Here is a 25,986-nt window from a genome sequence, read left to right on the forward strand (position 1 = left end):
ATGTCGAACTTAGTGACCAATGTTGGACACGCCCATGGTGACCATGGGCACGATGACCATCACCACGACTCGGGCGAGATGACCGTATACGGTTTCTGGCTCTACCTGATGACCGACTGCATTCTGTTTGCGTCGATCTTCGCGGTGTACGCAGTACTGGTAAACAACGTAGCCGGTGGCCCGTCGGGCCACGACATCTTCGAACTGCCATACGTGCTGGGCGAAACCGCTCTGCTGTTGTTCAGTTCGATCACCTACGGCTTCGCCATGCTGGCGTTGTACAAAGGCAAGAAGCAGGCGGTCCTGGGTTGGTTGTTCATGACCTTCCTGCTCGGCGCAGGCTTTATCGCCATGGAGATCAACGAGTTCCACCTGCTGATCTCCGAGGGCTTCGGTCCTAGCCGTTCGGGCTTCCTGTCCGCGTTCTTCACCCTGGTCGGTACCCACGGTCTGCACGTATCTGCGGGTCTGATCTGGATGGGCATCATGATGTACCAGGTCAACAAGCACGGCCTGACGGCGACCAACAAGACCCGTCTGAGCTGCCTGAGCCTGTTCTGGCACTTCCTGGACGTGGTGTGGATCTGCGTATTCACCGTTGTTTACCTGATGGGGACTCTGTAATGGCTAATGCACACTCCCATGACAGCCATGATGCTGGCCACGGCAGCGTAAAGTCGTACGCCATTGGCTTCATCCTGTCGGTGATCCTGACCGTGATTCCTTTCGGTCTGGTGATGTACCCGAGCCTGCCGAAGGCCACCACGCTGGCAATCGTTCTGTTGTTCGCCGTGATCCAGGTGATCGTTCACCTGTATTACTTCCTGCACCTGGACCGTTCCATTGCTCAGCGTAACAACGTGATTGCATTCGTCTTTACGGCGATCGTAATCGTGCTGCTGGTTGGCCTGTCGTTGTGGATCATGTTCAGCATCCACACCTACATGATGGCGAAGTGAGGTAAGACCCGATGTCGCTCAAGCACTTTATCCAAATCACCAAACCGGGGATCATTTTCGGTAACGTGCTTTCTGTGGCAGGCGGGTTTTTCCTGGCCTCGAAAGGGCATGTGGATCTGGCGGTGTTTCTGGCTGCCATGATCGGTACATCCCTGGTTGTTGCCTCCGGTTGCGTGTTCAACAACTGCATCGACCGCGACATCGACCTGAAGATGGAACGCACTAAAAACCGGGTGCTGGTGCAGGGCTTGATCTCCCTGAAACTGGCCCTGGTCTATGCGACCATCCTTGGTGTTCTCGGCGTTGCGTTGTTGTACAAGGTGGCCAATCCGTTGGCCGCTTTGTTCGCGGTGATCGGCTTCATCATCTACGTCGGCTTCTACAGCCTGTACCTCAAGCGCAAGTCGGTTCACGGCACGCTGGTGGGCAGTCTGTCGGGCGCCATGCCGCCAGTGATCGGTTACGTCGCCGTCACCAACAGCTTCGACATGGCCGCGCTGACGTTGCTGGTGATGTTCAGCCTGTGGCAGATGCCGCATTCCTACGCCATCGCGATCTTCCGCTTCAACGATTACCTGGCCGCATCGATTCCGGTGCTGCCAGTGAAGCGCGGGATTCAAGTGGCCAAGAAGCACATCCTGCTCTACATCCTGGCGTTCCTCGTAGCGACCTTGATGCTGACCTTCAGCGGTTACGCTGGCATGAGCTACCTCGCAGTGGCTGCGGCCATGGGCATGTACTGGTTGTACATGGCCTGGACCGGCTACAAGGCAGTGGATGACACGGTCTGGGCACGCAAGCTGTTCGTGTTCTCGATCTTCACCATCACTGCATTGAGCGTCATGATGTCCCTGGACTTCAAGGTGCCTGCAGAGTTGCTGCTGACGTACGCGCCGTAAGGCTCAAAGGCTTGAAGAAAAACCCCGCACATCGAGAGATGTGCGGGGTTTTTTTGTGATTATGGAAAGCGAAGTGATTCTGTGGATGGCATAGGCAATAGACTGAATGAGCATGAAAAAAAGAATTTAGAAGCGAATTCGCCTAAAAAACTGTCATTTTTTACAGGTGAATAATAGGGCGACTAGAAGGAAGCTATGACCTTGTTTTCTTAAGGAGCAACAATCATGGTTTATGCGCAGAGTTCATTTTCAAACGTAAAAATTGACGAAGAAATAGTGCTCATCGAAAAAGAGGGAGGCGCGCAGCGGCAAGGGATATTCAAAGGGGCTACGACGGATGGGGTAACAATCTATTGGACCACCTACGATAAGGAGTTCACCCTGAGTTATTCGAAGATGGGCGGGGTACTCGTCAAGGGAGGAGATAAGATCGTGAGGAGTAGGCTGAATGAGAATGGGACTGTCACTGCTCCACCGTCCTTGAATAACAACCCTTATTCAATCACCAATCTGAAGGGTCAATAGCCGCTCAACCTTATCGATCATCACGAAGCCCTGTATTTCAAAAGATAATAGGGCTTTTTAGTTTTCGCCGTTGCTTGCTCTGTATAAATCCCCTAGATTTGGATCCAACCATGCCAGTGATAGCGCCATGCCACTGGCCGCTGTTTGGCTGTCTTGACCTGCGGTTCTTCATGCACTGATCAAAAGGCTGGGCGAAATGACTGAGAGGATGACCTGCGACGAGCGTTTTATTGCCCTGGCCCAAGAGCTTAACTACGACATTTATGGTGAGAACACCGCTGGTGGCAATTACGCGCCGCTGATCCGTCATCACGATGAGTTGTACATCAGCGGCATGGTGCCGCGCACTAACGGCAAGATTCAGTACCCGGGTCGCGTCGGGCTGGAACTGAACCTCAAGGATGCGCAAGCCGCCGCCAGCATCAGTGCAATGCGTTGCCTGGCGTTGATCGTCGACGCGGTGGGTTCGCTGGACAAGATCAAGGCGTTGTTGCGGGTCACTGTTTACGTGAAGTCGACGCCGGACTTCGTTGACCTTAGCGAAGTGGCCAACGGCGCGTCGGACGTGTTCAGCCATGTGCTCGGCGATGCCGGCCGGCACACGCGCAGCACGGTCGGTGTGTATCAGTTGCCGAAGAACGCGGCGATTGAAGTGGACATGATTGTAGCGTTGCATCCTTCGGCTTGAGAGTAACTTCTCGGCTTGCCCTCACCCTAGCCCTCTCCCATAGGGAGAGGGGACTGACGGAGGTGTCTCCCGCTATACATCGACCTGAGAGACCGAGGCGATTGTGGATTCGACACTGCACTTTCATTTCGGTGTATCTCTTGAATATCTCCCGATCGGCTCCCTCTCCCTCGGGAGAGGGCTGGGCGGGCGGCGTTCCGATGAGGGGCGAGGATTTTCGCCTCCTCACGAATCCCAAGCCGGACAGCAAAAAGCCCCGCACTGAATCCCAGTGCGGGGCTTTTTCGTACAGCAGCTGCGCTATTACTGCGCGGCGATGCTATAGCCATCAAACGCGGTCTGCTGTTGCAGCGCGGTGATGATGTTCTTGCGGTTTACCGCCTGCTCGGTGCCGGCGTTGTCGAGGAACGTTTCGCTCTCCAGCTCCGCTTCTTCGCCTTCACCGACGAAGGTGAAACCGAGGAACTCCAGCGCTGCACGGTCAACGTTCAGGCGCGAGCGCGGTGTGCGCAGCGGCAGGGTTACGCTGATGCCGTCCTTGCTGATGGTAAAGATCTCGACTTCTTTCTTCTTCGCCGCTTTGCTCTTGCCGCCGCTCGGGTTGCTGATCGCTTGGTGGGTCTGGTTCAGCACTTTGAGGGCCAGACCATAAACGATTTCCTGGAACGCCGGATCGTCCTTGAAACTGGACAGGATACGGCCGATCGAGAACTTGCTGCTCAGGTCTTCAAGGGCGGCGAGGTCAGCGGCTTCGGCGTCTTTCAGGGCTTTGAGCTGGCCCATCAGTTCGTAGGCCTTGTCGTCATCGAAGCTGTCGTGAGCCTGACGGATCGCCGCGCGCAGTTCGCGGATCTGGTCGCTCTCGCGGGTCGACTGGAATGCGTCCAGGACCATCTCGCTGATGATTTTGGCTTGCGGCAGGTGTTGTGAAAGATTGATGGAGTTTTCGTATTCCGCTTTGGACGATTCGGTGACTACGGATTCAGCGGTGTTGAAATCGGACATTGAAATTTCACTACTTTTTAACTTGAGTGGAGATGAGAAAGCCGCGGGCTTTTTCAGGCCGACTAATTTAGGGGAGCGGGGCGGCGTTGTCACGGAGCAACGGTCTGCCGGTCGAGTTTTTTGCCGGCGTGTACTATTTCCGGCGCGGGCGTTCCATGGCAATCACCGAGGTCTCGAAACCCAGGCTGGCGAAAAAAGCCTCTGCGCCTTCGCGCCCGGCGCGCAGTACCCACGTGATATCCGCGTTGTCGCCCATGATGTGCTCAACCAGTGCGCGGCCAATCCCTTCACGCCGATGCTGGTCATCGACCACCACCATCGACAGGTAACCGTTGGACAAACCATCGGTGATCCCACGAGCGAAACCGATGATGCGCTCACCCTGAACGGCGACGGCCGTGCGCTGAGAGTGCTCGATCAACCGGGCGAAGTGTTCAGCTGAGCCTGTGCGATGGCCCCAGCCATGCTGCCCGAGAAACTGCCTCACCGATTCCGTTTCGGCGGGCTGTAAATTGCGTACGTTGAGTGTGTTGTTCATCTGCTGTTCGAGTCCTTGTCAGCGATTCTTCCGGGGAGGCTGGTGCAGGTGACGTCAGGATTTGCCCCATCGCTGCATGACAAACTCTACGAAACGACGCAGTTTCGGCAAGCGATAGCGATCCGGCGCGTAGAGGAGATGCATCGGTCGGCTGGGTGGCTGGTAATCGGCGATCACTTTCACCAGTCGGCCTTCGCGCAGGTCTTGTTCCACCAGCGCATCCGGCAACATCACGATGCCCATGCCGGTGCGGGCAGCCTGATGCAGCCCGGCGGAACTGTTGATCAGCATAGGCCCGCTGACGTCGACCATGATCTCCCCGTCGGGGCCGCTGAGGCGCCAACGCTTTTCCACCGATTGCCAGTCGTCACCGGCGGGATAGGCGAACGACAGGCAGTCGTGTTGTTGCAAGTCTTCCGGCGTTTTCGGCATGCCGCGCCGGGCGACGTATTGCGGCGACGCGCACGCGGTCAGGGTGTAGTCGATCAAGGGCCGGGCGATCAGGTTGGACTGTTCGAAATTGCCCAGCCGAAACGCGACATCGAGGCCGCTTTCCAGTAGATCGGGACGGCTGTTGGTCAACACCACATCGAGTTTGACCTGTGGATAAAGCAGTGAAAATTCACTCAGCGCCGGCGCCAGCCGTTCAACGCCGAACGTCAGCGGCGCGGTGAGGCGCAGCATGCCTCGGGGTTGATCGAGGGTCTGCTCGGCGAGGCGTTCGGAATCGGCGACCAATCCCAACACTTCCAGACAGCGCTGGTAATAAACACTGCCGAATTCAGTGAGTCGCTGACGGCGGGTCGTGCGTTGCAGCAGTTGCACGCCCAGCCGTCGTTCTAGCGCACGCAGATGATTGCCAACCATGGTCGTCGACATGTCGCACTGCAACGCGGCCGCCGTCATGCTCCCGGTTTCGACGACTTTGACGTACACGCTCATCGACTGGAACAGGTCCATTATCAAGCCCTGCTTTTAAATGAATGAAGTTTTGCCGAGTTTATCCAGTTTCGGTGGCTAACCATACTGCCAGCACACCGACCTTCACTGGAGTTTGAAGTCATGACCGCCGCCCTGATGAACACCTACCAACCGCTGGCCCTGAGTTTCACCAAAGGCCTCGGCACTCGCCTGTGGGATCAGGCCGGTCGCGAATATCTGGATGCGGTTGCCGGTGTCGCGGTGACCAACGTCGGCCACTCGCACCCGCGGATCGTTTCAGTGATCAGCGAGCAGGCGGGATTGCTTCTGCATACCTCTAATCTGTACAGCATCGACTGGCAGCAGCAACTGGCCAAGCGACTGACCAAGCTGTCGGGCATGGAGCGCGCGTTCTTCAATAATTCCGGTGCGGAAGCCAATGAAACGGCGCTGAAGCTTGCGCGTCTGTTCGGCTGGCGCAAAGGCATCGAGCAGCCGCTGGTGGTGGTCATGACCAACGCGTTCCATGGCCGCACACTCGGCACCTTGTCGGCCAGCGATGGCCCGGCGGTGCGCCTGGGTTTCAACGAATTGCCGGGGGATTTCCTCAAAGTGCCGTTCGGTGATCTCGCAGTGCTGCAGCAACTGCAGCAAAAACACGGCGAGCGCATCGTGGCGATTCTGATCGAGCCGATTCAGGGCGAAAGCGGTGTACAGATCGCGCCGCCCGGTTACCTGAAAGCCCTGCGCGAACTGTGCAATCGCCACGCGTGGCTATTGATGTTCGATGAAATCCAGACTGGTATTGGCCGCACCGGGCGTTGGTTTGCGTTTCAACATGAAGGCATTGTCCCGGATGTCATGACCCTGGCAAAAGGGCTGGGCAACGGCGTGCCGATCGGCGCGTGCCTGGCGCGGGGGCGGGCGGCAGATCTGTTCACCCCCGGCAGTCACGGCAGCACCTTCGGCGGCAATCCTCTCGCGTGCCGGGTCGCTTGCACGGTGCTGGATATCATCGAAGAACAGGGCCTGCTGGAAAATGCCCGGATTCAGGGTGAACGCCTTTTGACTCGTCTGCGTGCAGAGCTGGCGGACAATCCCAATGTGCTGGCGATTCGCGGGCAGGGCTTGATGATCGGTATCGAGCTGAAACAACCGGTACGTGATCTGACCCTGATCGCCGCGCGGGATCATGGACTGTTGATCAACGTCACGCGTGGCAAGACGATACGGCTGCTGCCACCGTTGACGATTGATGAGCGTGAGGTGGAGATGATTGTCAGAGGTGTGGGGCGAGCACTGATCGCGCATTGATGGCTTGCAGGTAGCACTGTGGGAGCGAGCCTGCTCGCGAAGGTGAACTGTCGGTCGACATCTCTGCTGGATGATCGACCGCTTTCGCGAGCAGGCTCGCTCCCACATTTTCGGTGTAGGCCTTAGTCCGGATAATCCGCCAGATCCGGCGCCAGCATCCGTGTCTTCGCCTTGCCATTCGAATTGTGCTGAATAATCTCGCGCGGCTGCCCCTGCTCATTGAAAAACACCTGACCGATGCCCGCCGAATTCCATAGGCGTTCGCCAGCCTCGGCATGTTCTGGCGTGTACGGCACGATGCGCATGCGGCGGCGTTTGGTGAACCAGTTCAGCGGTGAGCGTGGCGAATAGAGCCAGCGGTTGAGGCGGTCGAACCATTCCAGCAGGGTTTTCGGAAACTCGTTTTTGATCCCGCTGCTGGTGATCTGCCAGATCCGCGGCCCCGCCTTGCGGTGGCGGATGAGCACTTCGTAGACGAAGGAGTAATGCACATCGCCGGACAGCACCACGTAGTTCCCCGGCGTGCGCGAGTGGCGGAAAATATTCAGGATCACTTGCGCGGCACCGCGATGGGCCATCCAGTTTTCCGCGTCGACCAGCAGCGGATAACCGCACCAACTGAAAACCTTCTGCACGGTTTCAATCAGCTTCACGCCGAAGATCGGCGCCGGAGAAACGATGATCGCTGACGGGTGATCGAGCAGTTCCTGTTGCAGTTCGCTCAGCGCCTCCCAATCGAGCAGGCCCGACGGTTGTTTGAGCGCCATCTCACTGCGCCAGCGCCGGGTACGGGTATCGATGACCACCAGTGCCGGACTGCTCGGCAGGACGAAATGCCATTGCTGAAAGCGCAGCAAATCATCGATCAGAGCATCTTGCACCGGGATGTCGAGATACTGATCATCACCGCTGGCGCTCAGCCCCAGTGTTTTCTCCAAGACATCCTTGAACGCATCGGGATTATTGCCCCAGCCCTGACACAACATGTAGGCGATCAGCGCGTTGCCGATGATGCGTTTGGAGAACGGATGGCCGTAGGCCGTTTCCTCCCATTGCGCGGACAGGTTCCAGTCATCCGTGATGTCGTGATCGTCAAAAATCATCAGGCTCGGCAGATGCGCCAACGCGCGGGCGACCTTGTCCAATCCAGCCTTGAAGGCATCGATGCGAGTCTGTTCGAGGGTGTAGCGCTTGAGGCGTTCGGGCGTCAGTTCGGGCGCTTGCGGATCGATCAGCGACCAGGCCGTCGGCGACCACACCAGCAGGTACATCGCCATGACTTCGGCGAAGGTCACCAGGTGATTGTCAGCGCTGCTGCTGGTGAAAATCGGCTTACGCGCACCGCCGAAAAAACGCTCGCGCAAGGTTTCGTTGCTCTCCAGCGCCGGTAACAAATCCGCACGGTGGTAGTAACTGGCCGGGTGTTCGTAGAGCTTGGCGCTGTCGCTGACCACGGCGCCTTCGAGGTGTTCGTCGAACAGGCCGAGCCGTTCGATCAAGGCATGAATCGCCCGCAACATCGGGCCGGCGACATCGTCGGCGTAGACCTGATCACCGCTCATCATCAACAGCGCCGGCCGTTGTTGCGCGTCGGTTTCCGTTGCCAGCAATTGATCGACGCACAGCAAGCCATCCGCCGCCGGGTGATGCGGTTTGCGGCAGGAGCCGTGCAACAGTTGATCGATCCGCGAGCGCAAGACGAAGTTCGGGCTGGTTGCATCGCCGTATAGCAGATGCGCCGCCCAGTCGGCGATGCCCTCTGCATTGTCGATCAGCAGGTCATAGTCGATACGTGTGTCGCAGGGCAGGGCGCTATCGAGAGCAACATCGATGAGATGAACAAAGGCCTCGCGGCCTACTGGAATGACCGTGCATTTCCCGGCGTCGAGAGGAATGTCTCCTACACCTTGCAGGCGCAAGGTCAGCGCCAGTGGCCGTGTGCCGACCAGCCACATGACCACGCGCGTTGGCTCCAGCCGTCGCATCAGCGGGCCGGCCAGGACAGGAGGCAGCGGGATCAGGTCAGCGGGTGTCGAAGACATCGAGGGCAAAGCTCAAGGCGCACAGGCCGGCGATGATAGCGCAGGCGGCGCCTTTAACCCTTAAATGAGGCTTAAGAGGCGGCTTTTTCCAGTTTCAGCGCCAACAAACGCCATTGCGCCGGTAGCGCGTCAGCTCGCGGCTGCTCTTGCACGGAGCAATCGAAACGGTAAGCGACATCGTCGCCGTTCATGTTGCGCGCGGTGACGGTGTTGCTGAAGGTGTAGACCTGATCCTTGAAGCGGTGGCTGACCAGCGCTTTGCTGTCAGCAAAACGCGCCGACCCGGGAAAGCGCAACGTGCTGGTCACAAACGGGCTGCACATGACATACGCGATCATCGATTTGTCGGCCTGCGCGTCGCCGCGCAACTTCTTGTTCAGCGCTGCCAGGGCCATGCGCCCCTGATAGTCGCTTTGATCCAGCACGGTCTGTAAGCCGATTGATTTCGGCGCCCGGCCGGCGTAGTTCGGCAGCAATGCGGAGTCGGCGGGAGAGGGCTTGTCGTCCGGCTCGATGGCGGCAAAAACCGGCGCATCCTTCAGTTCGGCAGCGGGTGTAACGGCCTCGGCTTCAGGCAATAGCGAGGTAGGCTCGATGACTTGCGTGTTTTCGGCCTGCGCCGGTTCGTAGTCATGCGCCGAAGGAAACAACGACAACGTGATCGACAGCACCACCATCGCCACAATGAACCCACCCGCTGCGCCAACGATGTTGCCGTAGAAGATATTCCAGCTGCCACGGTTCTTGACCACCCAGCGCCACATGAACCCCCACACCGCGACAAACGCCAGAAAACGCAGAAACTCCATTTGATCCTTTCCTTAAACCTTCAAAACCTGAAATCAACGCACGCCCAAGGTGAACGCTGACGATGGGCGGCAAGATAACAAAACAGACGGGTAATGCCAGTGACGATAGCGGCGCTCAGTGGAAATTGTGCGCGAAAAACGCCAGCGTCGTCACACCCGCAGCCAAGCCACAGATGCCAGCGAAAAGTTGCCGTGCCAACGGATGCTCTGGCCGAGGACGCCTGACCAGCCACATCCGGACGCCCGCCAACACACCGAACGTGGTGATCATTTGCAACACGCTACTGGCCAGGTTTTCCGGTGAAGGAGGCACGTGCGAAGGGAAAAGGCCCGAACAGACCACAGAAAAAATCATCGCGACGATGAAGCCGCTGGCGGCACCCGCCAGGTTGGCGAGGATCAGGTTCCAGGCACCACGGGTCTGCACGACCCAAGCCCAAACGGCAGCCCAGACGAAAAAGTACAACACGGCCATCAAGGTGTTTCTCCCTCTGAAAATTGACTCCATCGAGGCCCTGGCGACCTCGTTACTGGCAGTGGACGGCAAGATAGCAAAATAGTAGCGTCACGCCACTGCCCATCTCCGTAACGGACTACCTATGCCAGTCAGTACCCATTGTTTGCGCCTGCTCTGCGCAATCACACTCGCCGTCGCAATGACCCCGGCATTCGCCGCCGTGCAAGAACACCCGGAAAACAGCTGGAAGTATTACGCCGGCAACTGCCAGCGCGTGCTGGAGAAAATGGCCGATGTGCAAAGCGGTCGAACCACGGCTTATGACGTGATGTTTGCACTGGAAAGCAACCTGCAGACGATGAATGAACACCGTTCCAACCTGACGCCTGATCACCTGAATTCTCAGGAGTTCGCGCAATGCGAAAACTTTGCAGGCCAGGCTGAAGCAATGATCGCCCAAGGCAAAGCCGAGTTCGCCGCGAAAATGCAAGGTGCTGCGGAGGAAGGCCGCATCGCCCACCAGAACTCCCCCGAATACCAACGCGCCCGCGCCCTCGGCTACAGCGACGTCGGTGACATCTCCTTCCTGAAACTGCACGAAGACACCGACGGCGAAGCACGCCTGAAGACCATGCTGATCACCGTCGACGAAATCTGCGGCCAATACTTCCGCGCCACGCAATACGTGAAGCCGTATGTGATCTATACGGTTCGGCCTTCTGACGGCGGTTGTGGCGAAGTCAAACGCGTGGCGGTGGTTGGCGGTCGATCCGTGGAGAAGGGTGATTACATTGATGAGAAGGGTGAGTTTCAGTATCTGGGCTGGAAGAAGCTTGTTGGCGCTGATGGATTTCCGACCGATATCCGCGTGCTGAAAGCCCGTCGTTGAACCAAAGAAATACCGGGATGTTTTCTTGAAGATGAGGATGGACAGATGATCGACTTCAACAACAAAGGCTTCTTCAAACTCAAGCAGAACGATGAGTACGCCGAACGCGTAAGCGCGCTGTTGCTCGACGGCGAAGAAGTGATCGACTCTTACAAGGCCATGCGTGACGGCGTGGTGTTTACCAACAAACGCATCATCGCCGTCAATGTTCAGGGCATTACCGGCAGCAAGAAGGATTTCACGTCCCTGCCGTACAAGAACATCGTCGCGTACTCCGTGGAAACCTCGGGCACCTTCGATCTGGACTCGGAGCTGGAGATTTACTTCTCGTCACTGGGGAAAGTGAAGTTCGAGTTCACCGGGAAGACGTCGATGGTGGAGATATCCAAGTACATTTCCAAGCATCTGCTGTAACGGCTCAGCCCATTACAAGATGTCTTTCAAATAGCCCTTGAGCGCGAGGAGCGGCTGATCCAGCTGCTCCAGCGAACGCGCCTCGCTGAACTCAGCGGACAACTTGTGCAACTCGCGCCCCAGCGGTTTCTCGACACCGCCCAATGCATTCATCGCCAGCCCCAGGCATTCGTTCATCTTGAACTGAATGGTCTCGACATCCCCGCGCCGCACCAGCAGTTCGAACACGTCTTTCTGGTAATCACCCATGACCATGTCGTCCCGCAGGATCGGGCTCAGGCCTTCTTCCTCGTAAGCAAGTTTGAGGGAGAACAGGGCGACTGTTTCCAGTGACGTTTCCATGGGGTGACCTTTGTGGGATCTCGCCGGACGGCCAGCGGCACTTTCCGGCAGACGAAAAAAAAGGCCTTGCTAAGCAAGACCTCTCTTAATTTTGGTGCCCGAGGGAGACTGGAGTCTTCCAGTAAAACCAAGGCTTACAAAGAGGTTTGCTATCTCGGGATACACATAGGGATACATGCTCATGAGCGCTGCCCTAGTGTGAATAGACTACAGGGAACCATGCAACCCCTTTAACCACGCGTCGTTTTGAGTCGGAGGCATAGATGTCCGATTTGTATGGGGATGTTCAAAGTGTTTTTGGTTGGGCATACATCTGACCTGTACGGCTTTGGCTGTTGCCTGCCGCAGCTATCGCAACGCCGCTATCTTCTTCTTCTGTTAGTCTTTAGCGACTTACTAATCAATTAAGGGAAGCCAGTGGCTAACAAACTGCGCGCATTTATCAGTAGCACCATGGAGGACCTGGGTAACGAGCGTCGTGCGGTTGTGCAGCAGCTGTTATCCATGGGTATTGAACCGATCAACGCTGAGGACATGTCACCGGTCGGTCGCCCAAGCTGGAGTACCATCCGCTCTGAGATTGATCAGTGCCACTTGTTCATTTTGATCCTAGGCGACCGCTACGGGTGGGAGCCAGACAACGGCTATGGTGCGGGCACTGGTCTATCCGTTACTCATCTTGAACTACAGGCCGCGCGCGAAGGTTCCAAGGTGGTATTGGCATTCATGAAAAAGCTTCGTTACGGCGCTGCAGTTGATGTTAAGCGTGATTCGCTACGTAGGGAGGTGTCCGATTGGGCCACAGGCGTGTTTCGACAGGAGTTTGAATGGGCCGATGAGCTTGCTCGTAAGGTGGGTGCGTCCATGAATAGTCTGTTTACCGACGCATTGCTCAAGCAGTTAGTCAGGAGTGCTGATGAGGCTTATGGTGCCAGCACGGTCGTCTCAGCTGCTGCCTGCACGATCGCCTCAGCTGCACCTCGTGCAGGCGCCGCGATGTTGAAGCCGAGTACCGAAAAGGTGCTACTCGCAGGAGCTGGTATGTCAGTCGCTGCCGGTTATCCAACAGCCTTGCTTTTGATGGGCATTCTGGCAAACGATCTATGGGGCCAGCAGCAAGATGCGAACCAATTGATGGTTTACAACTTCAGTGAGGTTGCTGCCTATTATGAAGCCGTTGTGGGACGAGCGGCGTTGGAGAACCGTATCAAAGAGGTTCTAGACACTCCCCAAACTGTCCTGCCAACTCCGGCTCACATGAAAGCAGTTCGTGTCTTCAGAAGTATCGTTACTACGAACTATGACAGGCTATTTGAGCTTGCTAGTGAGCTGCAAGGGTTGGCCTATCGAGTGGTTCATCCATTTGACGCCGCACCTGGCGATGAGTTTGATGGCCTGACTATCTACAAACTTGTCGGTTCAGCCTTGGCGCCGCAAACACTGATCCTTACAAGCGACGATTTGCTTCGCGTCGCACAAGGACAGGTATTTGCGAAGGTTAAAAGTCTAATTGCGCATAATGATTTAGTGGTAATAGGACATTCGTTACGGGATGGCAATGTTCAGATCCTTCTACAAAGCCGAGGCTCAGCCCACACCGCTGTCTACGTCTCACCTTCTACAGCCGTGATTGAAGACTTGGTGCTTTCAAAGTATGGCTTTAAGCGCGTGCGGGCTACAGCGGATGACTTTATGTCGAACTTTACGATGTGACCACAGACCACTGCGAGACTTGGAGACCACTCCCTTCGCAATGCCTCTGCATCAGATTAGGTCCTGTATGGATGCTGGGCAGGAAAACTGGCTGGGGACCCTGAGTAATTTGGATTTATACGGGGTCGGAAACCCGCGGGGCTGTGGTAGCGGAAGACGCTGCGGCTTACTGAAATTTCAACGTTGAAATTGAAAGGATCTTGAAGAAAAAAGGACATCGTTACCGTACCGGTAATGGTGGCCTTGGATCGATTGTTTCGTAGTGCAGATGCACAGGTGAACAGGCAGTTCACCGTGTTCACCTGTTCACTAAGCAGGGAGGTCTCCCGCTAACAAGGTCCGGCGGGTTTCCGACCCCGTGTCCTTCAGATACACCTAGGGTCCCCGGTTGTCTTCGGCGCTCAAGATCGGGTGCATAAGTCCTATTCGCCCGCCGGGGTTTACTACCCCATGTCCAAAAGAAACCCCAAGCCCCCTAGCAGATGATGGGAGTTGCAGCTTTCTTCCGCTGGGGGAAGCGATGCTCCCGGGGAGAGGGGTAGGCACCCCCTGAAAACCGGTGTTACGCATGTTACTGGTGTAACAACCATTGCTAATGCATTGTATTTATTGAGGATTATTAAAGTAACACTGCTTTCTTACGTAAGGCTTGAGTTGTGTTACTTGCCCCATAGGTGTAACGCTTAGGGCGAATGAAGACGGGAAAAAAGGGCTTACACCAATGACTTAGGAACGTAGTCTCATCGCATACGTACTTGTCAGTTAGCAACGACCATTCGTTTTCGATATTAGCTGTCCGGCCTCAGCAGCGACTGACCAGAAAATTCGCCGGATTTTCTTGACGTCTCCAGTCAGCTGAGGAACGGGGGTAGCATATGTCGGACAATGAGACGACTGCAGGAAGACAGGAATTGGGCCGATTTATCCAAGAGAATCGGCAGCGTAGATTGAAAAGTTATTCATCATATTAGGCTCCGTACATTCTCGGGATGTATTATTATATTGCCAGCATTGGACGCATCTGGGTGAAAAATGAATAGTGAAGTTATGATGCGGGACATTCGGGTCATCCCGCTGGATAAGATAAAGCTCGACCAGGAAAACGTTCGATTCGGCAACGATATTGCGCTCAACCAGCGCGAAGCGATCAAGCTGATGCTGTCCAATCCTGACGACGCCAAGAAAATCCTCAGACTGGCTGAGCACATCGTTGAGAACGGGCTTGATCCCACAGAGCTTCAGCTTGTGACTCCGGACCAAGACGGTAACTTCATTGTGCTTGAGGGTAATCGTCGACTTACGGCACTTAAACTATTACAACGTCCGGATCTCTGTCCCTCCGACCGTGGGTATAAAGGTTTTGCAAAAGCCCACAGCCAGCTGAATAACGGCATTCCAGAAAACTTGCAATGTAGTGTAGTGGCAAGTCGAGCCGCGGGTGACTTGTGGATCGAACTGAAGCATACCGGGGAAAACCGGGGGGTTGGCCGAGTAGGCTGGGATAGCGATATTCGGGACGAGCGTCGCGCTCGCCAGACAGGAGTCGAATCCATTGGCCGCCAGATTCGAAATCTCGTTAATGACAACCAGCATATTTTTTCTGCTAAAGCAGCGCTAGATGTTATGGAAGTAGACGTCACTACGCTTACTCGAATTTTCGCATCCAGCCTAGGTCAGAGCACTTTTCGCCTGAAGGTCGAGAATAAGGCTATAGTTCCACAGCTTCCGCTTGAGTACATCGCTCCATCGCTTGAATTCTTGCTGGAGATGTTTGTATCACATGGATACAACGTCAACGATGTCCGCAAACATGAAAACCAACAGTTAACACTTGGACATATTCCGAAAGAGTTTCTTCCTCATGCCTTGGCGGAGGCCGCAAAATCCCGGAACAAATTAGAGCAACCAAAACATAGTTCAGGCGCTGATGGAAGTACGCTTGGAGAAGATCAGAAAAACCTAGAGAATAGTCAAGAAGCGTCCATGCTTCCCACCGAGTCTGGTGAAGGTCTTGCGACAGGCATAATTACTGGCAGTGAGGTCACTGATTCTAACGTCCCTTCGGCACAAGTCGTCGCTCCACAGGCGCCTGTGGCAGGTGCACTTGACACTGGTAAGGTTGAGCAGGTTGAACTCTCAAAAACAGAACTTCAAAAAGATCCAGATATTCGAGCTAAACCTCAGGTTCGAGCAAGGAAATTCCTCACACCATGGTCGCTGAAAATCCCCAATACTCGAATTAACGCGATATACAAAGAGCTGCGTACAATATTAAAGGTCGATGAATGCCCAAATGCCACTGCGATTACGTTTCGAGTGTTCTTGGAAACTACTTGCGATGAATATATAAAATTAAAAAAGGATTTAGGCAAACCAATTCTTCGATGGGATACTAATCATGAAGTGCGCGGTGGGGTAGGTGGGGACAAACTGACCATAAAGGTCCAAGCAGTTATCAAACATTTACAAGCGAACAATTTGATTGCAACTGGCCCAGCTAAGGCTATTTTCAAAAGGGCAGGCTCAAGCGATCAACCGGGCTCGATTGACCATTTCAACCTGTTTGTCCATAGCGCACATGGCGCACCAGTGCCATCAGAGCTCAAAGACATCGCCGAGGAGTATCGGCCAATGCTGGAAGCTATCTGGAGCTAAGTCATTGGAAAATATCTTGATATGTGTTCTCATGTACCGCTTGATTGGCTGGGATCAGATTCATGGGCGCTTCTAAGGTATTTTCCACTCCGCTACGTTACCCAGGTGGTAAAGGAAAATTTGCTCACTTCATTAAAAATATATTTGAAGTGAATAACTTGCATGATGGTCATTATGCTGAACCTTATGCTGGAGGCGCGGGGGTCGCGCTAGAGCTCATGTTTCACGAATATGCTTCCGTTATTCATATCAATGATCTGGATCCAGCAATTTTTGCTTTTTGGCAGTCGGTGGTACATCATACTGATGACATCAGTAGAGTAATTAATGACACCCCTGTTACGATGGAAAATTGGCATAGGTTTAAAGCTGTTCTAGCAAACCCTCAGGATTGCTCTGTCATTGATTTAGCTATGGCTACATTTTTCCTTAATAGAACTAATCGCTCGGGAATCCTGAAGGCAGGCGTTATCGGTGGAAAAGATCAGGCTGGAAAGTGGAAGCTTGACGTGCGTTATAATAAGATCGATTTGATTAAGCGAATTGAGCTGATTGGGAAGTACAAAAATCGAATTAGACTTTATAATGAAGATGCGCTCGGTTTTATTGGTAGTGTTATACCTACTCTTCCCCCAAAATCCCTTACCTATCTAGATCCTCCATATTACATCAAAGGCTCAGGTCTTTATCGTAATTTTTACGTTCATGACGACCATGTTCAGATTGCTAACGCTTTAAGTGATATCGATAAACCTTGGATTGTCTCGTACGATAATGTCCGAGAAATCAAGGAAATTTATTCATGTTATCGGCAGGACGAATATTTTCTTAGCTATACAGCGCAGCAGAAAAAGAAAGGTTCTGAGGTGATGATTTATGGGCCTAAAATAATAGCGCCGGAAAATGGCTTGAGTCAAAAAGTTTCTTAGTTTTCTCTTCTTTAGAACTCTCGGCTGTTCGGTAATTAGTGCGATTCGAGGGTGCTGCGACTACAGTGTTTAAACTTTCTGTAGGGGCGTACTGCATACAGTGATAAATTAAAGGTCGCATGTAGCGTGAAAGTGCAATACATGATTTTCCGCGCACATTGCATTCAGTGAAGCGGCCGCCGTAATGACTGCTGTTATCAGCCACCTCCCGCGACCACTGTGTGGTTAAAGTCGCATAGCATTCGTTATGAAGCGATCCGCGTGCGACGCAGTTTCTGTCGTAATAACACTAAGCGTTATCCTCGCTTCTTGTGCTCAAAACCATGTTCGGCATGCGCTTACCAGCTAGCCAAGACTCGTAGGTAGGGTAAAAGCTCCAAGCTTTATCATCTGCCATTTTCTCGACAGGTATAATCCCACTTAAAAGCTCATGCGCTGCTAAAGCTTTTTTCCCAGCCTCTTCGAATGCAAATCTCACCTTCCCTGGTGCATCATCGAAACCGTGATCGTCCGGAACAAATACAACACGAGTCTCACCTGTGTCGACAAACGAGACGTCGCGCATCGTTTCCCCGTCAGTCCAAACTGCATGGCGCTCTCCCTCGATGTACTCTGGCTCGGCATACCAGATTCTGTATCCACAAAGCATCCTACCACCACGTTCACGGATGTATTCCTTAACGTTTAAGTCGCAACAGCTCTGTCGACTCCAAAGCTCAGGTTCGCAATCCAGATATATTGGAGCAGAGTCGCTGAGCTGTTTTGCAAACTGTGATACACGATCGTCAATAGTTTTTGGTGTTGTAAGTCTATCGAACAAAGGATTCAAGCTCTGCGAATCCATGAGTGCCTTCATCATCGCCGCCGGCGAGGCAGGTTGAGAGATAGGATCTTTCGTTGGTCGCTGTTTAGCCTGAGCTACTCGCTCTTCCTTACTACCTCGTTGCTTAGCTTGACCCATGTGAAGCATCTCCTTGTCTAGATTGCGAGTGGGACGACGTTGGGTGGCAGGTCCTGGTGATACAGCGAATCAGCGATGTGCTGAAATGGCACCAGTGCATGCGAATACAATCGACCAGCTTGCACATCATCTGTCAATAGTGATTGAGCATCGCTAAGCGACCTTCGCGGATTTTCCTCGATTCGTGGGGGCAATCTATTGGTTGTAGAGCAGTTCCATGTCTCGTTTCTCGATTAGGGTGCAGCCGCTTCGCAGATAAAACATCTCTTTCGTGCAAACGATGATGGCTTTATGATCCAGCAAAGTGAGGTGCTCATAATACTCATGGGAATTTGGCGTCTGTTTAATGGCAGCGCCTTTTGGAGCTAAACTCAGGGAGGGTCATATGCCAACAACTCGTATCAAGGCCATTCACATTAAAAAATTCAGGGCGCTTGAAACCATCGATTTCGATGTGGGTACACAAATTACCGTTGTTTGTGGGAAAAATGGAACGTCTAAATCTTCGATTCTTGGTATAGCTGCACAAATATTCAGCTTTGAAGAGAATCCCATAGATGACACGTCAATTAATTTCAAAACAATATCCGGACAGTCATTCAAGTCATTTCCAAGCGAACACTTTCGATTTTCAGAAAAGTTTGATCCGCCTGGCTCAATGGATATTTCAGTCGACATAATTGATGGGTATACTGGGAAAAATGCTTCTCCCGAGCTTAGGTTATACAGGCGTGGAAAAAAAATTGCTCGCCCTGTTGTTCGCAACAATGACACCATCCCTGAGAAACAAACCAGTCGCAACTTAACGCATCCCGTAATTTACTTGAGTTTGAAGCGTTTAATGCCTATCGCACTTAGGGAAGGATATAAAGCCGTAGATCTGGAGTATTTGAATACTCATCGACTAAAGTTTGTAAAGTTGAATAATGAGCTTTTGGGGAAGCGTTCGAGGCATGTAACGGCTACTGGGGGTATGATCAACTCCGCGGTAGCCTTCGGTGATAATTACGACCAGGATTCTGTTTCCGCAGGGGAAGATAATGCTGGGCAGATTGTTCTAGCCTTAATGTCTTTTAGGAAGCTAAAAGATGAGTACAAAGATTATAATGGAGGTTTGCTTCTTATAGATGAAGCGGACGCTGGACTATTCCCCGCTGCACAAGCAAATCTAATTCAACTTTTAGTGAAAGAGTGCGAAGAGCTAAATATTCAAGTAATAATGACATCTCATTCGCCAACTATTATCGAGAAGGTCCATGAGCTCAGTAAGATCTACCAAAGAAAATTCAAAACTATTTATCTTAGCAACGCGCATGGCGCTGTAGAGGTCAAAGAAGATTATTCATGGACTGATATTTATTCTGATCTTATGGTTCAGACTATCGATGTGGCGCCAAATCTCTCGCTGCCAAAAGTTAATGTGTACTTCGAAGATCGCGAGGGTTACGATCTATTTAATTTGATTTTTTATCGAAGCCCGATAAAGCAGCTTATAACAACATTGGATGAAATCTCTTTAGGGTGTGGGAATTATTTGCACCTCATAAAACATAAAATCCCCGAGTTTACAAAGAAAAGCTTAATTGTGCTTGATGGCGACGTCGAAAATGCTGAAGCGGTCGGTAGTGTAATACTACTCCCTAGTCCATTAGCGCCAGACAAGATAATCTTCGAATTCCTTTACAATCTTCCAGCAAACGATCCGCTGTGGGTGAACAGGATAAATTTTAATAAGCCTGTCTTCGACCGTATTTCCACTGCAATCGTCGATGCATTAGAAATAGAAGAAGATGAAATCGATTTGATGAAGTATCTAAAAAAATATTACGAAATGAAAAAGGCAGACAAACAAAGCAAAGAAAAGCTGCGTACGATATTCAAGGAATTTTACAAGCATAAGGAGCTGCAAAAACTACTGAAGATTAGTACAAAAATACATAATCCTTGGAAGCGTTGGATTTCCGAAAACGCTGCTCAAACAGAACTTTTTCGCAAAGCTTTTAAAAATAAGCTTGTCGCGACTTTAGAGCAAGGTTATGGCGTAGAAAGAGCAAAATTATCCTTCATTGTCGATCTTTAAAAAATCCAGTCCTGAACTTCATAGGGGTGTATGGGATTTATTGCATAGAAGACGGTGAGCACGATCCGCCGAGGCAATCCTAGAACCGTCGAAGCCTGGTGCTCATCACAGCGTTTGCGAGGGTCCAAAGAGGAAGGTAGGAGAAGGGATTTATGATGTGAGAATAGCTAAAAAGGGCCCGGATGGGCCCTTTTTCAGGTGACGCTATTTTACTTTTTTAACCAGCTCTCAACCTCGTCAGCACCGTGCTTGGTTTTCCACTCCTTCAGCGTCTTGTGATTGCCGCCTTTGGTTTCGACCACTTCGCCGGTGTGCGGGTTTTTGTAGACCTTCAGAGCGCGAGGCTTACGCTTGCCAGGTGCCGCCGCTGGTGTTGAAGCGCGCTTCGTGCTTTGCGGATCCAGCAGGTTGATGATGTGCTTGAGGCTGAAGCCGTATTGGTTGAGCAACTCGCGCAGCTTGGTTTCGAACTCGATCTCTTTTTTCAGCGCGCCATCGCTCTTCAGTGCTTCCAAAGCCTGAAGCTGTTCGGCGAGGTGCTTTTCGAGCTGGCGGTATTCGGCAAGTTTGGACATGTTTGATTCCTACATTTGTTTGATGACAGTTTGAATGTTCGTGCGGCTCACAAGTTCAGCGCTATTCTGACAGTTTAAGATACTCTCGGATGCTGATGATCTCGGCTTTTATCAATTTCACGGTGAGAATCTCGACTTTCGTTTTTATGCGAGGTTTGTCCACGAATTCCAGCATTTCCTTTAAGGAGACTATTCGTGCATTCAGTAGGTCTTTCCAGTTGGGGGTGTTTCTAAGGTCAAATTGAATGATCATTTTGTAACCTGTGGAGGTTAAACAGCCTACCTGCGTAGGCTGTTTCGGTGGCTAAGCGCATTACAACGTGAGAACGTCTTGGATTGAGTATTTGGAGGCACGCTGCCACAAATCGGAGCTGGTCCAGTTGCGGAAATTTTCACCTTCTTCAGGAAGTACCAATTTCCTTAGACTGATTTGGTCGCCACCAACAAGATTGATGGCAGACCAGAGCTTGCCACCCATCTCCAGTAACTCTTGAGCTTTCTCGTTCCATTGCTCCTCGAGAACCGTCCGCGCCAGGAGCAACGCCCTTCTTTCGATGGTTTTGTGCTCTTTCCGCGCCTCGTCGATGTGTTGTTCCACGATGACGAGTTCCTGCTCCAGCGCGGCAATGATCAGAAGCTGCCGGCGATGGTGTTCGCTCGCAGTCGCCAGATTCTTTGCAGCTTTCTGGGCGTCGGCGTTGGCGGTTTTCTCGCCCTCGGTGTCGCCCCAGGCCACGGCTTGTGCATAAGCGGTCGCTGCATCGGTTTCGGCTTGCCGAGCCTTGGCTATGTCCTCTTCTGCCTGCTGCTGGATCTGCGCCAAGCGGGTGCTGAGGCTGTCGCGTTTCTCGTTGAGCTCTTGTTCGTCGGCTTTCCAGTTCGTCATCGATTCGACGTAGCCCGCCATCAGGGTTTCATGATTGACCAGTTGCTCGCGTCGCCGAATTCGAGCGTCTGCGTGGCTAGCGCGTGTTTTGCAGGAGTCGTAAGGGATTTTGAGGGTGTTGTACTGTTTTCGAATTTCATACAGTCGATCTGCATCGAGTTCGTCCTCGTTTTCCAAGAGCGCTTCCAATGGAGCTATTTGCACGTAGTGCTCTGCTGCTTCCCTCAATAGGTTATCGCGGTGGGTCTCCAGCTCAGCGATTTTGTCCAGCAACACGCGCTTCTTTTCGCATACGGCTATCGCTTCGCCGTTGGCTGCTAGTGGTAGTGAAAACCCTGTATTTCCGTGGCCATTTGGATCGCTGGCCAGCAGCTCGTGTTGTTCGGTGGAGGTTTGGAATTCGTTCATCTGTCTTGTTCCTTCAAAAATGGGTGTGGGTTGAATGAGCGGCTGGCGAGGCCGGGAATCAGCCGGCGCTACCTCGATCAGCGGACGTGCCTTCAGGCAGCCCGAGCCTCGCTCTCATCCGTTCCCGGAATCCTCTTCACGATGTAGCAACGTTGGGGCCCAAGGCCGGGCAGGCGGACCAAGCTCGATGCCTTGCCATCGCTGGCCGGCTCCAGCACGCCGCGCTGCAACAGCTCCTTGTTCACGGCGTTGATGTTCATGCCCCGGAAAATCTCGGAGCGCCACGCCTCGGGCAGCACGTAGTAGGTGTTGGTGGTGTGCATGGTGTCGCCCATGCCGTGTTCCAACGTTTTGCGAAACCCGAGGCGGTCGATGGTGCGCGGGCCGTGTTCGTCGATCTTCGCTGCCGCCGACTCCCAGCGGGTGAAACGGCTTTCGCCGAAGCGTTCGATGACCTGGCGCAGCCGCGCCAAGATCGCATCGCCCTCGAAGTTACCGGCGCCGCCGCGCTCGTGGAGCCAGGCGTTCAAGCACACCCGAGCGGCGGTGGTGGCCGTACCGTCCGGCCAGCCGGTGATGCCCATCGCGGTGGCCAGCTCACCAGCGGCCGCCGCAAGACCGAAGCGCGCTGCGGCACGGTGTGCCTGTCCACTGGCGGAGGCGGGGAGCGCTTGGGCAATAAAGCCTTCCAGCGTGCGGCGCAGGATTGCCGCCCAGCCGTGGCGCTTGCCGGGTTCGCACAGCGCAGTCAGGAACGCGGTAAGCGGTGTGCCGTAATAGTTCGCTACGCGAGCCTTGAGTGCGTCGGACAGGGCGGCGGCATCTTCGAAACCGTTGAGCGTGTCGAACATGCCAAGACCTTTGCTGGCATCCGCCGGAACGGCGAGCATCCGTACCTCCATGCCGGCTTTCAGCTCTTTGTTGGCTTCGGCCATGTGCTGGGCCAAGGTCTTCTCGCCGGTGGAGAGAAACAGCAGGCGCCATTCCTGCACCTGCCGGCCTGCTTGGCCTCGATCATTGGCGCGGGCCTTGCCGGTGCCGTTGCCGAGCATGTACACCGTTTCGCCGATAATGCGGGCATCACACATGCCGATTTCATCGAGCACCAGAAGTCCGTCCGAATGCGCGGCAGCGATCGACTCCAGCGCGTTGTCGGTCGATCGCCATGAGCGCACCAGACGCGGTCCGCCGTAGATCGAGGCGGCGACTTGTAGGTGAGTGGTCTTGCCACCGGAGCTATCGCCATACAGGTGAAAGCCGCCCGATTCATGGCCGAGCATGTGCAGCAGGGGACCGGCGAAGGCCACGCCGACGACAAACGCCAAGCGATGATTGCCGATGCACAGCGCGCCGATTTGCTGCTGCCATTGCTCCAACGTGCCCGCTTCGCTGATCGGCGGAAGCTGCGCGCCGGCCTCATAGAAGTGCAGGTGTTCCGCGTGCGTGCCGACCTGCTGCTCCGGCAACAGAAAGGCGTTGTCGTGCCAGCCTAAACGGGTGACCAGACGTGCACGTTGCGCACTGTCGAAGCCGCCGAGGTAACTCTGCAAATCGTTGCGTGCGTTGCGCCCCGAACGGCTGCCGGCCAAACGCAACCCCATGTCCACCAACGGGCCGAGCACGTCTTTGCCAAAGTCGCCGGTCATCGTGCGTGCCGGGATGTTCCAGCGTTTCTTGGTGCCGTCGGGGTCATCGAACTCGACCAGCAAGCCCCAGTTGTGGCCCTTCTCGTCACGGGTACGCGCAAGGATTGCCAGCGGCGAACACACCGGGCGCGCTTCGCCGTCGTCGCCGGCATAAAACACACCTTCGGGCGTCAGGCGAAAACCACCGGGCATCAAGTCATTTTTCGATTTGGCCGAGCGCTTGGCTGCTGCTTTAGGCTTCGGTTCCGGTTCGGGTTCTACCGCAGTAGCAACCGCCCTTTGCTCGATCATGCCGAACAGCTCGCCGCTGCTTTCCAGCTCTACGAAGTGCGCAGCGGTCCAGCCTTTGCCGAGTGCATCGGCGGCATCGTCGCCGTCATCCCATTGACCACCCTTGGCAAATGCGGCGCGGTCGTTCTTCAGCGTCGGCTTGCGTTTGAACACCTCCAGCGCGATGACCCGGACCGAAGCGGCGCCGATTTCGCGCAGCTTTTCGGCAACGGTAGCCATGCAGGCTTTACCGCTGTCGTCGTTGTCCGACCACAACACCACGTCGCGTCCCTTGAGCGGCGTCAGGTCGGCTTTGTGCCAGGAGTTTGAGCCATTCGGCCAGCAGGTGGCGACGTAGGTCGGCAACAGCTCGGCGGCGGCATCGGCCGCTTTCTCGCCTTCGCACAGAACCACCGCTGCGTCAGCGCGCTGGGCCAGTTCATCTAGGCGCAGCAGCGGACGCGGATCCGGCAGACCCTGCCAGCGCCATTGTTTGGTTTGGCTATCGGCGCGCTGACACCATGTCAGGGGCGCAAATACCTTCTTTGGCTGGCCGTCTTCATCCGGGCCGAGGTCGAAGCGATACAGCGCCATGAGCGGCTGACCTTGCGCGTCACGGTAGATCCAGACCTTGGACGGCACACCGTGATCACGGTGCTTGGCCGGACACTTGTTCATGGCCTCGGTCGGGATCGGTTGGATCGCATTCCATGTTGCTGCCTTGGGCTTACTCAGGGCAGCCTCGATCTTGGCGGCGCCGGGTGCAACGTTCAGCCAAGCCGCCAGTTTGTGGCAGGCCTCAACGTCGGTGCCGCCGTCCAGATAGCGCATCAGATCGATCAGGTCGCCGCCTTTGTCGCCGGTGGCAAAATCTGCCCAGGTGCCCTTGCTCAAATTGACCTTGAGCGAACCGGCGCGCTTGTCGCTGCGGGTTGGATTCGGAGCGGTGTATTCCTTGCCGCCGTCCACGCGCTTGCCGTTGGGCAGCCAATGCGACAAGACACGATCAATGTCTTTCAGCGCGGCGGCTTTCACGTCGGCAAAGCTCGGGCGTTTAGCGTTGTTCGGTCGTTGGCTCATGTGTCTGCCCTCGGCAGAAACAGCGCATCGTTGATGTCGTCAATCAGCGCTTTGGCCATCTCGCCCAGGTACAAGGCGGGCCAACTGAAACGCTCGCCTTGGTCACTCATGGCCGCGTCGAAAGTGAGCTGGTTCGCGTGATGTTGAAGCAACGACACCATCTCCAGTGCGTCTTCGACTGGCACACCGGCATTGACGCGAAACAGCTTGAGGTCAGTAGCGTTAACGCGGGAAAAGGTGGCGTGACTCAGCGTGGTGGAGGTGGTCATAGGGCACCGCCTTTCTGCACCGCAGGGGCCGAAGTGTTGTCACCGTGCATGGCCAGTGTTTTGATCAGGCCGAGGGTGCCGCGCACGTCCCAGAGGACGGCGGCGATGACGTGGTTGGCAAGGCGCGAGGATTCGTTCTCGAAGTGATCCTCCAGCAGCGTCAGCACTGAGTCAGCACGGTCAATCGCGCAGGTGATGGCGTCGATGGGCACGCCGGCTTCTGCGCTCGGATTCACGCAGAGCAGATCTTCGGGCAGGGCAAAACTCAGGGCGTTGTTCATTGAGCACCGCCTGCGGTTTCGAGCGCGCGGGCTTTGGCCATGTGAGCGTTGTAGCGGGAGAGGCGTGTAGCGAGGCTTGAGTTGGCGTGTAAAGCGGCGAGAGCCATTGCACGATGTGCTGCGGCGCGAATTTTGGACGGATTGAGGGCGTGTTGCATTTGTGAAGGCTCCTTGTACTGAGGAACCGCCACCGTCTGCCGCCAAGCAGATTAGGGTGACGGATTGCGCAGGATTGGCGGACCGGCGTACAAGGAGACCGGCGCACCCGAGGGTGCTCCTACGCAACCCGCCATAACACGGGAATGCGGGCACAAAAAAAGCGCCTGCAATCGTAATGGGGGCGCTGTTGCGCCTTGTACTGTAAGGGCCGCCAAGCCCAATCGCTGAATTTGCAGCGACGGCCAGAGAGTAACGTCCGTTTTTCCAAAGTG

At 54.5% G+C, this 25,986-nt stretch carries 25 protein-coding genes; 12 read left to right on the forward strand and 13 right to left on the reverse strand.

The window, feature by feature from the left end; genetic code table 11:
• From cyoC to QZR14_RS10910, 5 genes are all read left to right on the forward strand, one after another.
• The gene (gene cyoC, locus QZR14_RS10890; RefSeq protein ID WP_007916943.1) at window positions 1–624 is read left to right on the forward strand and encodes a cytochrome o ubiquinol oxidase subunit III; all 624 of its coding nucleotides are present in this window, start codon (window positions 1–3) and stop codon (window positions 622–624) included.
• Entirely contained in the window at window positions 624–959 is a 336-nt protein-coding gene (cyoD, locus tag QZR14_RS10895; RefSeq protein ID WP_007916940.1) for a cytochrome o ubiquinol oxidase subunit IV, read from the forward strand. Before cyoC ends, cyoD begins: the two co-directional genes overlap by 1 nt.
• 11 nt (window positions 960–970) lie before the next feature.
• Window positions 971–1,858: a heme o synthase gene (gene cyoE / locus QZR14_RS10900; RefSeq protein ID WP_007916939.1), complete on the forward strand. Its 888-nt coding sequence runs from the start codon at window positions 971–973 to the stop codon at window positions 1,856–1,858.
• A gap of 225 nt (window positions 1,859–2,083) precedes the next feature.
• Window positions 2,084–2,383: a hypothetical protein gene (locus tag QZR14_RS10905; RefSeq protein WP_250606257.1), complete on the forward strand. Its 300-nt coding sequence runs from the start codon at window positions 2,084–2,086 to the stop codon at window positions 2,381–2,383.
• Between the two features lie 196 nt (window positions 2,384–2,579).
• The gene (locus QZR14_RS10910; protein ID WP_311996532.1) at window positions 2,580–3,071 is read left to right on the forward strand and encodes a RidA family protein; all 492 of its coding nucleotides are present in this window, start codon (window positions 2,580–2,582) and stop codon (window positions 3,069–3,071) included.
• A 303-nt stretch (window positions 3,072–3,374) separates the two neighbouring features.
• Here QZR14_RS10910 and QZR14_RS10915 read toward each other — a convergent pair whose 3' ends face one another.
• The 3 genes from QZR14_RS10915 to QZR14_RS10925 all read right to left on the reverse strand — a co-directional run bounded on the left by QZR14_RS10915 (window position 3,375) and on the right by QZR14_RS10925 (window position 5,574).
• Window positions 3,375–4,076, reverse strand: coding sequence for a hypothetical protein (locus QZR14_RS10915; RefSeq protein WP_250606259.1), 702 nt, complete (start codon window positions 4,074–4,076; stop codon window positions 3,375–3,377).
• A gap of 133 nt (window positions 4,077–4,209) precedes the next feature.
• Complete coding sequence (locus QZR14_RS10920) at window positions 4,210–4,614, reverse strand: GNAT family N-acetyltransferase (protein ID WP_250606260.1); 405 nt, start codon at window positions 4,612–4,614, stop codon at window positions 4,210–4,212.
• Between the two features lie 54 nt (window positions 4,615–4,668).
• Entirely contained in the window at window positions 4,669–5,574 is a 906-nt protein-coding gene (locus QZR14_RS10925) for a LysR family transcriptional regulator (RefSeq protein WP_250606261.1), read from the reverse strand.
• A gap of 102 nt (window positions 5,575–5,676) precedes the next feature.
• Between QZR14_RS10925 and QZR14_RS10930 the strand changes: the two genes are divergently transcribed.
• Window positions 5,677–6,849 carry an aspartate aminotransferase family protein gene (locus QZR14_RS10930; protein WP_311996533.1) on the forward strand — a complete coding sequence of 391 codons (1,173 nt, stop codon included), beginning with the start codon at window positions 5,677–5,679 and terminating at the stop codon, window positions 6,847–6,849.
• 122 nt (window positions 6,850–6,971) lie between these two features.
• Here QZR14_RS10930 and QZR14_RS10935 read toward each other — a convergent pair whose 3' ends face one another.
• From QZR14_RS10935 to QZR14_RS10945, 3 genes are all read right to left on the reverse strand, one after another.
• Window positions 6,972–8,891 (reverse strand): alkaline phosphatase D family protein, encoded by a 1,920-nt coding sequence (locus tag QZR14_RS10935; protein ID WP_311996534.1) that lies wholly within the window; start codon window positions 8,889–8,891, stop codon window positions 6,972–6,974.
• Between the two features lie 71 nt (window positions 8,892–8,962).
• Complete coding sequence (locus tag QZR14_RS10940) at window positions 8,963–9,700, reverse strand: hypothetical protein (RefSeq protein ID WP_311996535.1); 738 nt, start codon at window positions 9,698–9,700, stop codon at window positions 8,963–8,965.
• 115 nt (window positions 9,701–9,815) lie between these two features.
• Window positions 9,816–10,175 (reverse strand): hypothetical protein, encoded by a 360-nt coding sequence (locus QZR14_RS10945; RefSeq protein ID WP_311996593.1) that lies wholly within the window; start codon window positions 10,173–10,175, stop codon window positions 9,816–9,818.
• 124 nt (window positions 10,176–10,299) lie between these two features.
• Here QZR14_RS10945 and QZR14_RS10950 point away from each other — a divergent pair, with 124 nt between their 5' ends.
• Together QZR14_RS10950 and QZR14_RS10955 are read left to right on the forward strand one after the other, a co-directional pair.
• Complete coding sequence (locus QZR14_RS10950) at window positions 10,300–11,046, forward strand: hypothetical protein (protein ID WP_311996536.1); 747 nt, start codon at window positions 10,300–10,302, stop codon at window positions 11,044–11,046.
• A gap of 45 nt (window positions 11,047–11,091) precedes the next feature.
• Complete coding sequence (locus tag QZR14_RS10955; protein WP_034156100.1) at window positions 11,092–11,460, forward strand: PH domain-containing protein; 369 nt, start codon at window positions 11,092–11,094, stop codon at window positions 11,458–11,460.
• Between the two features lie 12 nt (window positions 11,461–11,472).
• On the opposite strand, the gene QZR14_RS10960 is transcribed toward QZR14_RS10955, so the two are convergent.
• Window positions 11,473–11,802, reverse strand: coding sequence for a hypothetical protein (locus tag QZR14_RS10960; protein WP_115984401.1), 330 nt, complete (start codon window positions 11,800–11,802; stop codon window positions 11,473–11,475).
• Window positions 11,803–12,219: 417 nt separating this feature from the next.
• Between QZR14_RS10960 and QZR14_RS10965 the strand changes: the two genes are divergently transcribed.
• The 3 genes from QZR14_RS10965 (at window position 12,220) to QZR14_RS10975 (ending at window position 17,099) form a co-directional block, all read left to right on the forward strand.
• The gene (locus tag QZR14_RS10965) at window positions 12,220–13,515 is read left to right on the forward strand and encodes a DUF4062 domain-containing protein (protein ID WP_311996537.1); all 1,296 of its coding nucleotides are present in this window, start codon (window positions 12,220–12,222) and stop codon (window positions 13,513–13,515) included.
• A 1,032-nt stretch (window positions 13,516–14,547) separates the two neighbouring features.
• A complete protein-coding gene (locus QZR14_RS10970; protein WP_311996538.1) occupies window positions 14,548–16,170 on the forward strand; it encodes a hypothetical protein in 1,623 nt (540 codons plus the stop codon).
• A gap of 62 nt (window positions 16,171–16,232) precedes the next feature.
• Window positions 16,233–17,099, forward strand: coding sequence for a DNA adenine methylase (locus tag QZR14_RS10975; protein ID WP_311996539.1), 867 nt, complete (start codon window positions 16,233–16,235; stop codon window positions 17,097–17,099).
• 289 nt (window positions 17,100–17,388) lie between these two features.
• Here QZR14_RS10975 and QZR14_RS10980 read toward each other — a convergent pair whose 3' ends face one another.
• On the reverse strand, window positions 17,389–18,060 hold the full coding sequence (locus QZR14_RS10980) for a hypothetical protein (RefSeq protein ID WP_311996540.1): 672 nt from the start codon (window positions 18,058–18,060) through the stop codon (window positions 17,389–17,391).
• Between the two features lie 385 nt (window positions 18,061–18,445).
• Between QZR14_RS10980 and QZR14_RS10985 the strand changes: the two genes are divergently transcribed.
• Window positions 18,446–20,140: an AAA family ATPase gene (locus QZR14_RS10985; RefSeq protein ID WP_311996541.1), complete on the forward strand. Its 1,695-nt coding sequence runs from the start codon at window positions 18,446–18,448 to the stop codon at window positions 20,138–20,140.
• Between the two features lie 209 nt (window positions 20,141–20,349).
• On the opposite strand, the gene QZR14_RS10990 is transcribed toward QZR14_RS10985, so the two are convergent.
• The 5 genes from QZR14_RS10990 to QZR14_RS11010 form a co-directional block, all read right to left on the reverse strand.
• Complete coding sequence (locus QZR14_RS10990; protein WP_311996542.1) at window positions 20,350–20,715, reverse strand: histone-like nucleoid-structuring protein, MvaT/MvaU family; 366 nt, start codon at window positions 20,713–20,715, stop codon at window positions 20,350–20,352.
• A 313-nt stretch (window positions 20,716–21,028) separates the two neighbouring features.
• A complete protein-coding gene (locus QZR14_RS10995; protein ID WP_311996594.1) occupies window positions 21,029–21,871 on the reverse strand; it encodes a chromosome segregation protein SMC in 843 nt (280 codons plus the stop codon).
• Between the two features lie 230 nt (window positions 21,872–22,101).
• Window positions 22,102–25,005, reverse strand: a complete 2,904-nt coding sequence (locus QZR14_RS11000) for a DUF927 domain-containing protein (protein WP_311996543.1) — start codon at window positions 25,003–25,005, stop codon at window positions 22,102–22,104.
• Complete coding sequence (locus QZR14_RS11005) at window positions 25,002–25,274, reverse strand: DUF3077 domain-containing protein (protein ID WP_311996544.1); 273 nt, start codon at window positions 25,272–25,274, stop codon at window positions 25,002–25,004. Before QZR14_RS11005 ends, QZR14_RS11000 begins: the two co-directional genes overlap by 4 nt.
• Window positions 25,271–25,555, reverse strand: coding sequence for a hypothetical protein (locus tag QZR14_RS11010; RefSeq protein ID WP_192562312.1), 285 nt, complete (start codon window positions 25,553–25,555; stop codon window positions 25,271–25,273). The genes QZR14_RS11005 and QZR14_RS11010 overlap by 4 nt, the downstream gene beginning before the upstream one ends.
• Between the last annotated feature and the right edge of the window lie 431 nt (window positions 25,556–25,986).

The organism is Pseudomonas sp. rhizo66 (genome assembly GCF_031931925.1).
GTDB lineage: Bacteria > Pseudomonadota > Gammaproteobacteria > Pseudomonadales > Pseudomonadaceae > Aquipseudomonas.

Coding starts and splice junctions, on each gene's coding strand:
- cyoC (WP_007916943.1), top strand. CDS start 1: ATGTCGAACTTAGTGACCAATGTTGGACACGCCCATGGTGACCATGGG.
- cyoD (WP_007916940.1), top strand. CDS start 624: ATGGCTAATGCACACTCCCATGACAGCCATGATGCTGGCCACGGCAGC.
- cyoE (WP_007916939.1), top strand. CDS start 971: ATGTCGCTCAAGCACTTTATCCAAATCACCAAACCGGGGATCATTTTC.
- QZR14_RS10905 (WP_250606257.1), top strand. CDS start 2,084: ATGGTTTATGCGCAGAGTTCATTTTCAAACGTAAAAATTGACGAAGAA.
- QZR14_RS10910 (WP_311996532.1), top strand. CDS start 2,580: ATGACTGAGAGGATGACCTGCGACGAGCGTTTTATTGCCCTGGCCCAA.
- QZR14_RS10915 (WP_250606259.1), bottom strand. CDS start 4,076: ATGTCCGATTTCAACACCGCTGAATCCGTAGTCACCGAATCGTCCAAA.
- QZR14_RS10920 (WP_250606260.1), bottom strand. CDS start 4,614: ATGAACAACACACTCAACGTACGCAATTTACAGCCCGCCGAAACGGAA.
- QZR14_RS10925 (WP_250606261.1), bottom strand. CDS start 5,574: ATGGACCTGTTCCAGTCGATGAGCGTGTACGTCAAAGTCGTCGAAACC.
- QZR14_RS10930 (WP_311996533.1), top strand. CDS start 5,677: ATGACCGCCGCCCTGATGAACACCTACCAACCGCTGGCCCTGAGTTTC.
- QZR14_RS10935 (WP_311996534.1), bottom strand. CDS start 8,891: ATGTCTTCGACACCCGCTGACCTGATCCCGCTGCCTCCTGTCCTGGCC.
- QZR14_RS10940 (WP_311996535.1), bottom strand. CDS start 9,700: ATGGAGTTTCTGCGTTTTCTGGCGTTTGTCGCGGTGTGGGGGTTCATG.
- QZR14_RS10945 (WP_311996593.1), bottom strand. CDS start 10,175: ATGGCCGTGTTGTACTTTTTCGTCTGGGCTGCCGTTTGGGCTTGGGTC.
- QZR14_RS10950 (WP_311996536.1), top strand. CDS start 10,300: ATGCCAGTCAGTACCCATTGTTTGCGCCTGCTCTGCGCAATCACACTC.
- QZR14_RS10955 (WP_034156100.1), top strand. CDS start 11,092: ATGATCGACTTCAACAACAAAGGCTTCTTCAAACTCAAGCAGAACGAT.
- QZR14_RS10960 (WP_115984401.1), bottom strand. CDS start 11,802: ATGGAAACGTCACTGGAAACAGTCGCCCTGTTCTCCCTCAAACTTGCT.
- QZR14_RS10970 (WP_311996538.1), top strand. CDS start 14,548: ATGAATAGTGAAGTTATGATGCGGGACATTCGGGTCATCCCGCTGGAT.
- QZR14_RS10975 (WP_311996539.1), top strand. CDS start 16,233: ATGGGCGCTTCTAAGGTATTTTCCACTCCGCTACGTTACCCAGGTGGT.
- QZR14_RS10980 (WP_311996540.1), bottom strand. CDS start 18,060: ATGGGTCAAGCTAAGCAACGAGGTAGTAAGGAAGAGCGAGTAGCTCAG.
- QZR14_RS10985 (WP_311996541.1), top strand. CDS start 18,446: ATGCCAACAACTCGTATCAAGGCCATTCACATTAAAAAATTCAGGGCG.
- QZR14_RS10990 (WP_311996542.1), bottom strand. CDS start 20,715: ATGTCCAAACTTGCCGAATACCGCCAGCTCGAAAAGCACCTCGCCGAA.
- QZR14_RS11000 (WP_311996543.1), bottom strand. CDS start 25,005: ATGAGCCAACGACCGAACAACGCTAAACGCCCGAGCTTTGCCGACGTG.
- QZR14_RS11005 (WP_311996544.1), bottom strand. CDS start 25,274: ATGACCACCTCCACCACGCTGAGTCACGCCACCTTTTCCCGCGTTAAC.
- QZR14_RS11010 (WP_192562312.1), bottom strand. CDS start 25,555: ATGAACAACGCCCTGAGTTTTGCCCTGCCCGAAGATCTGCTCTGCGTG.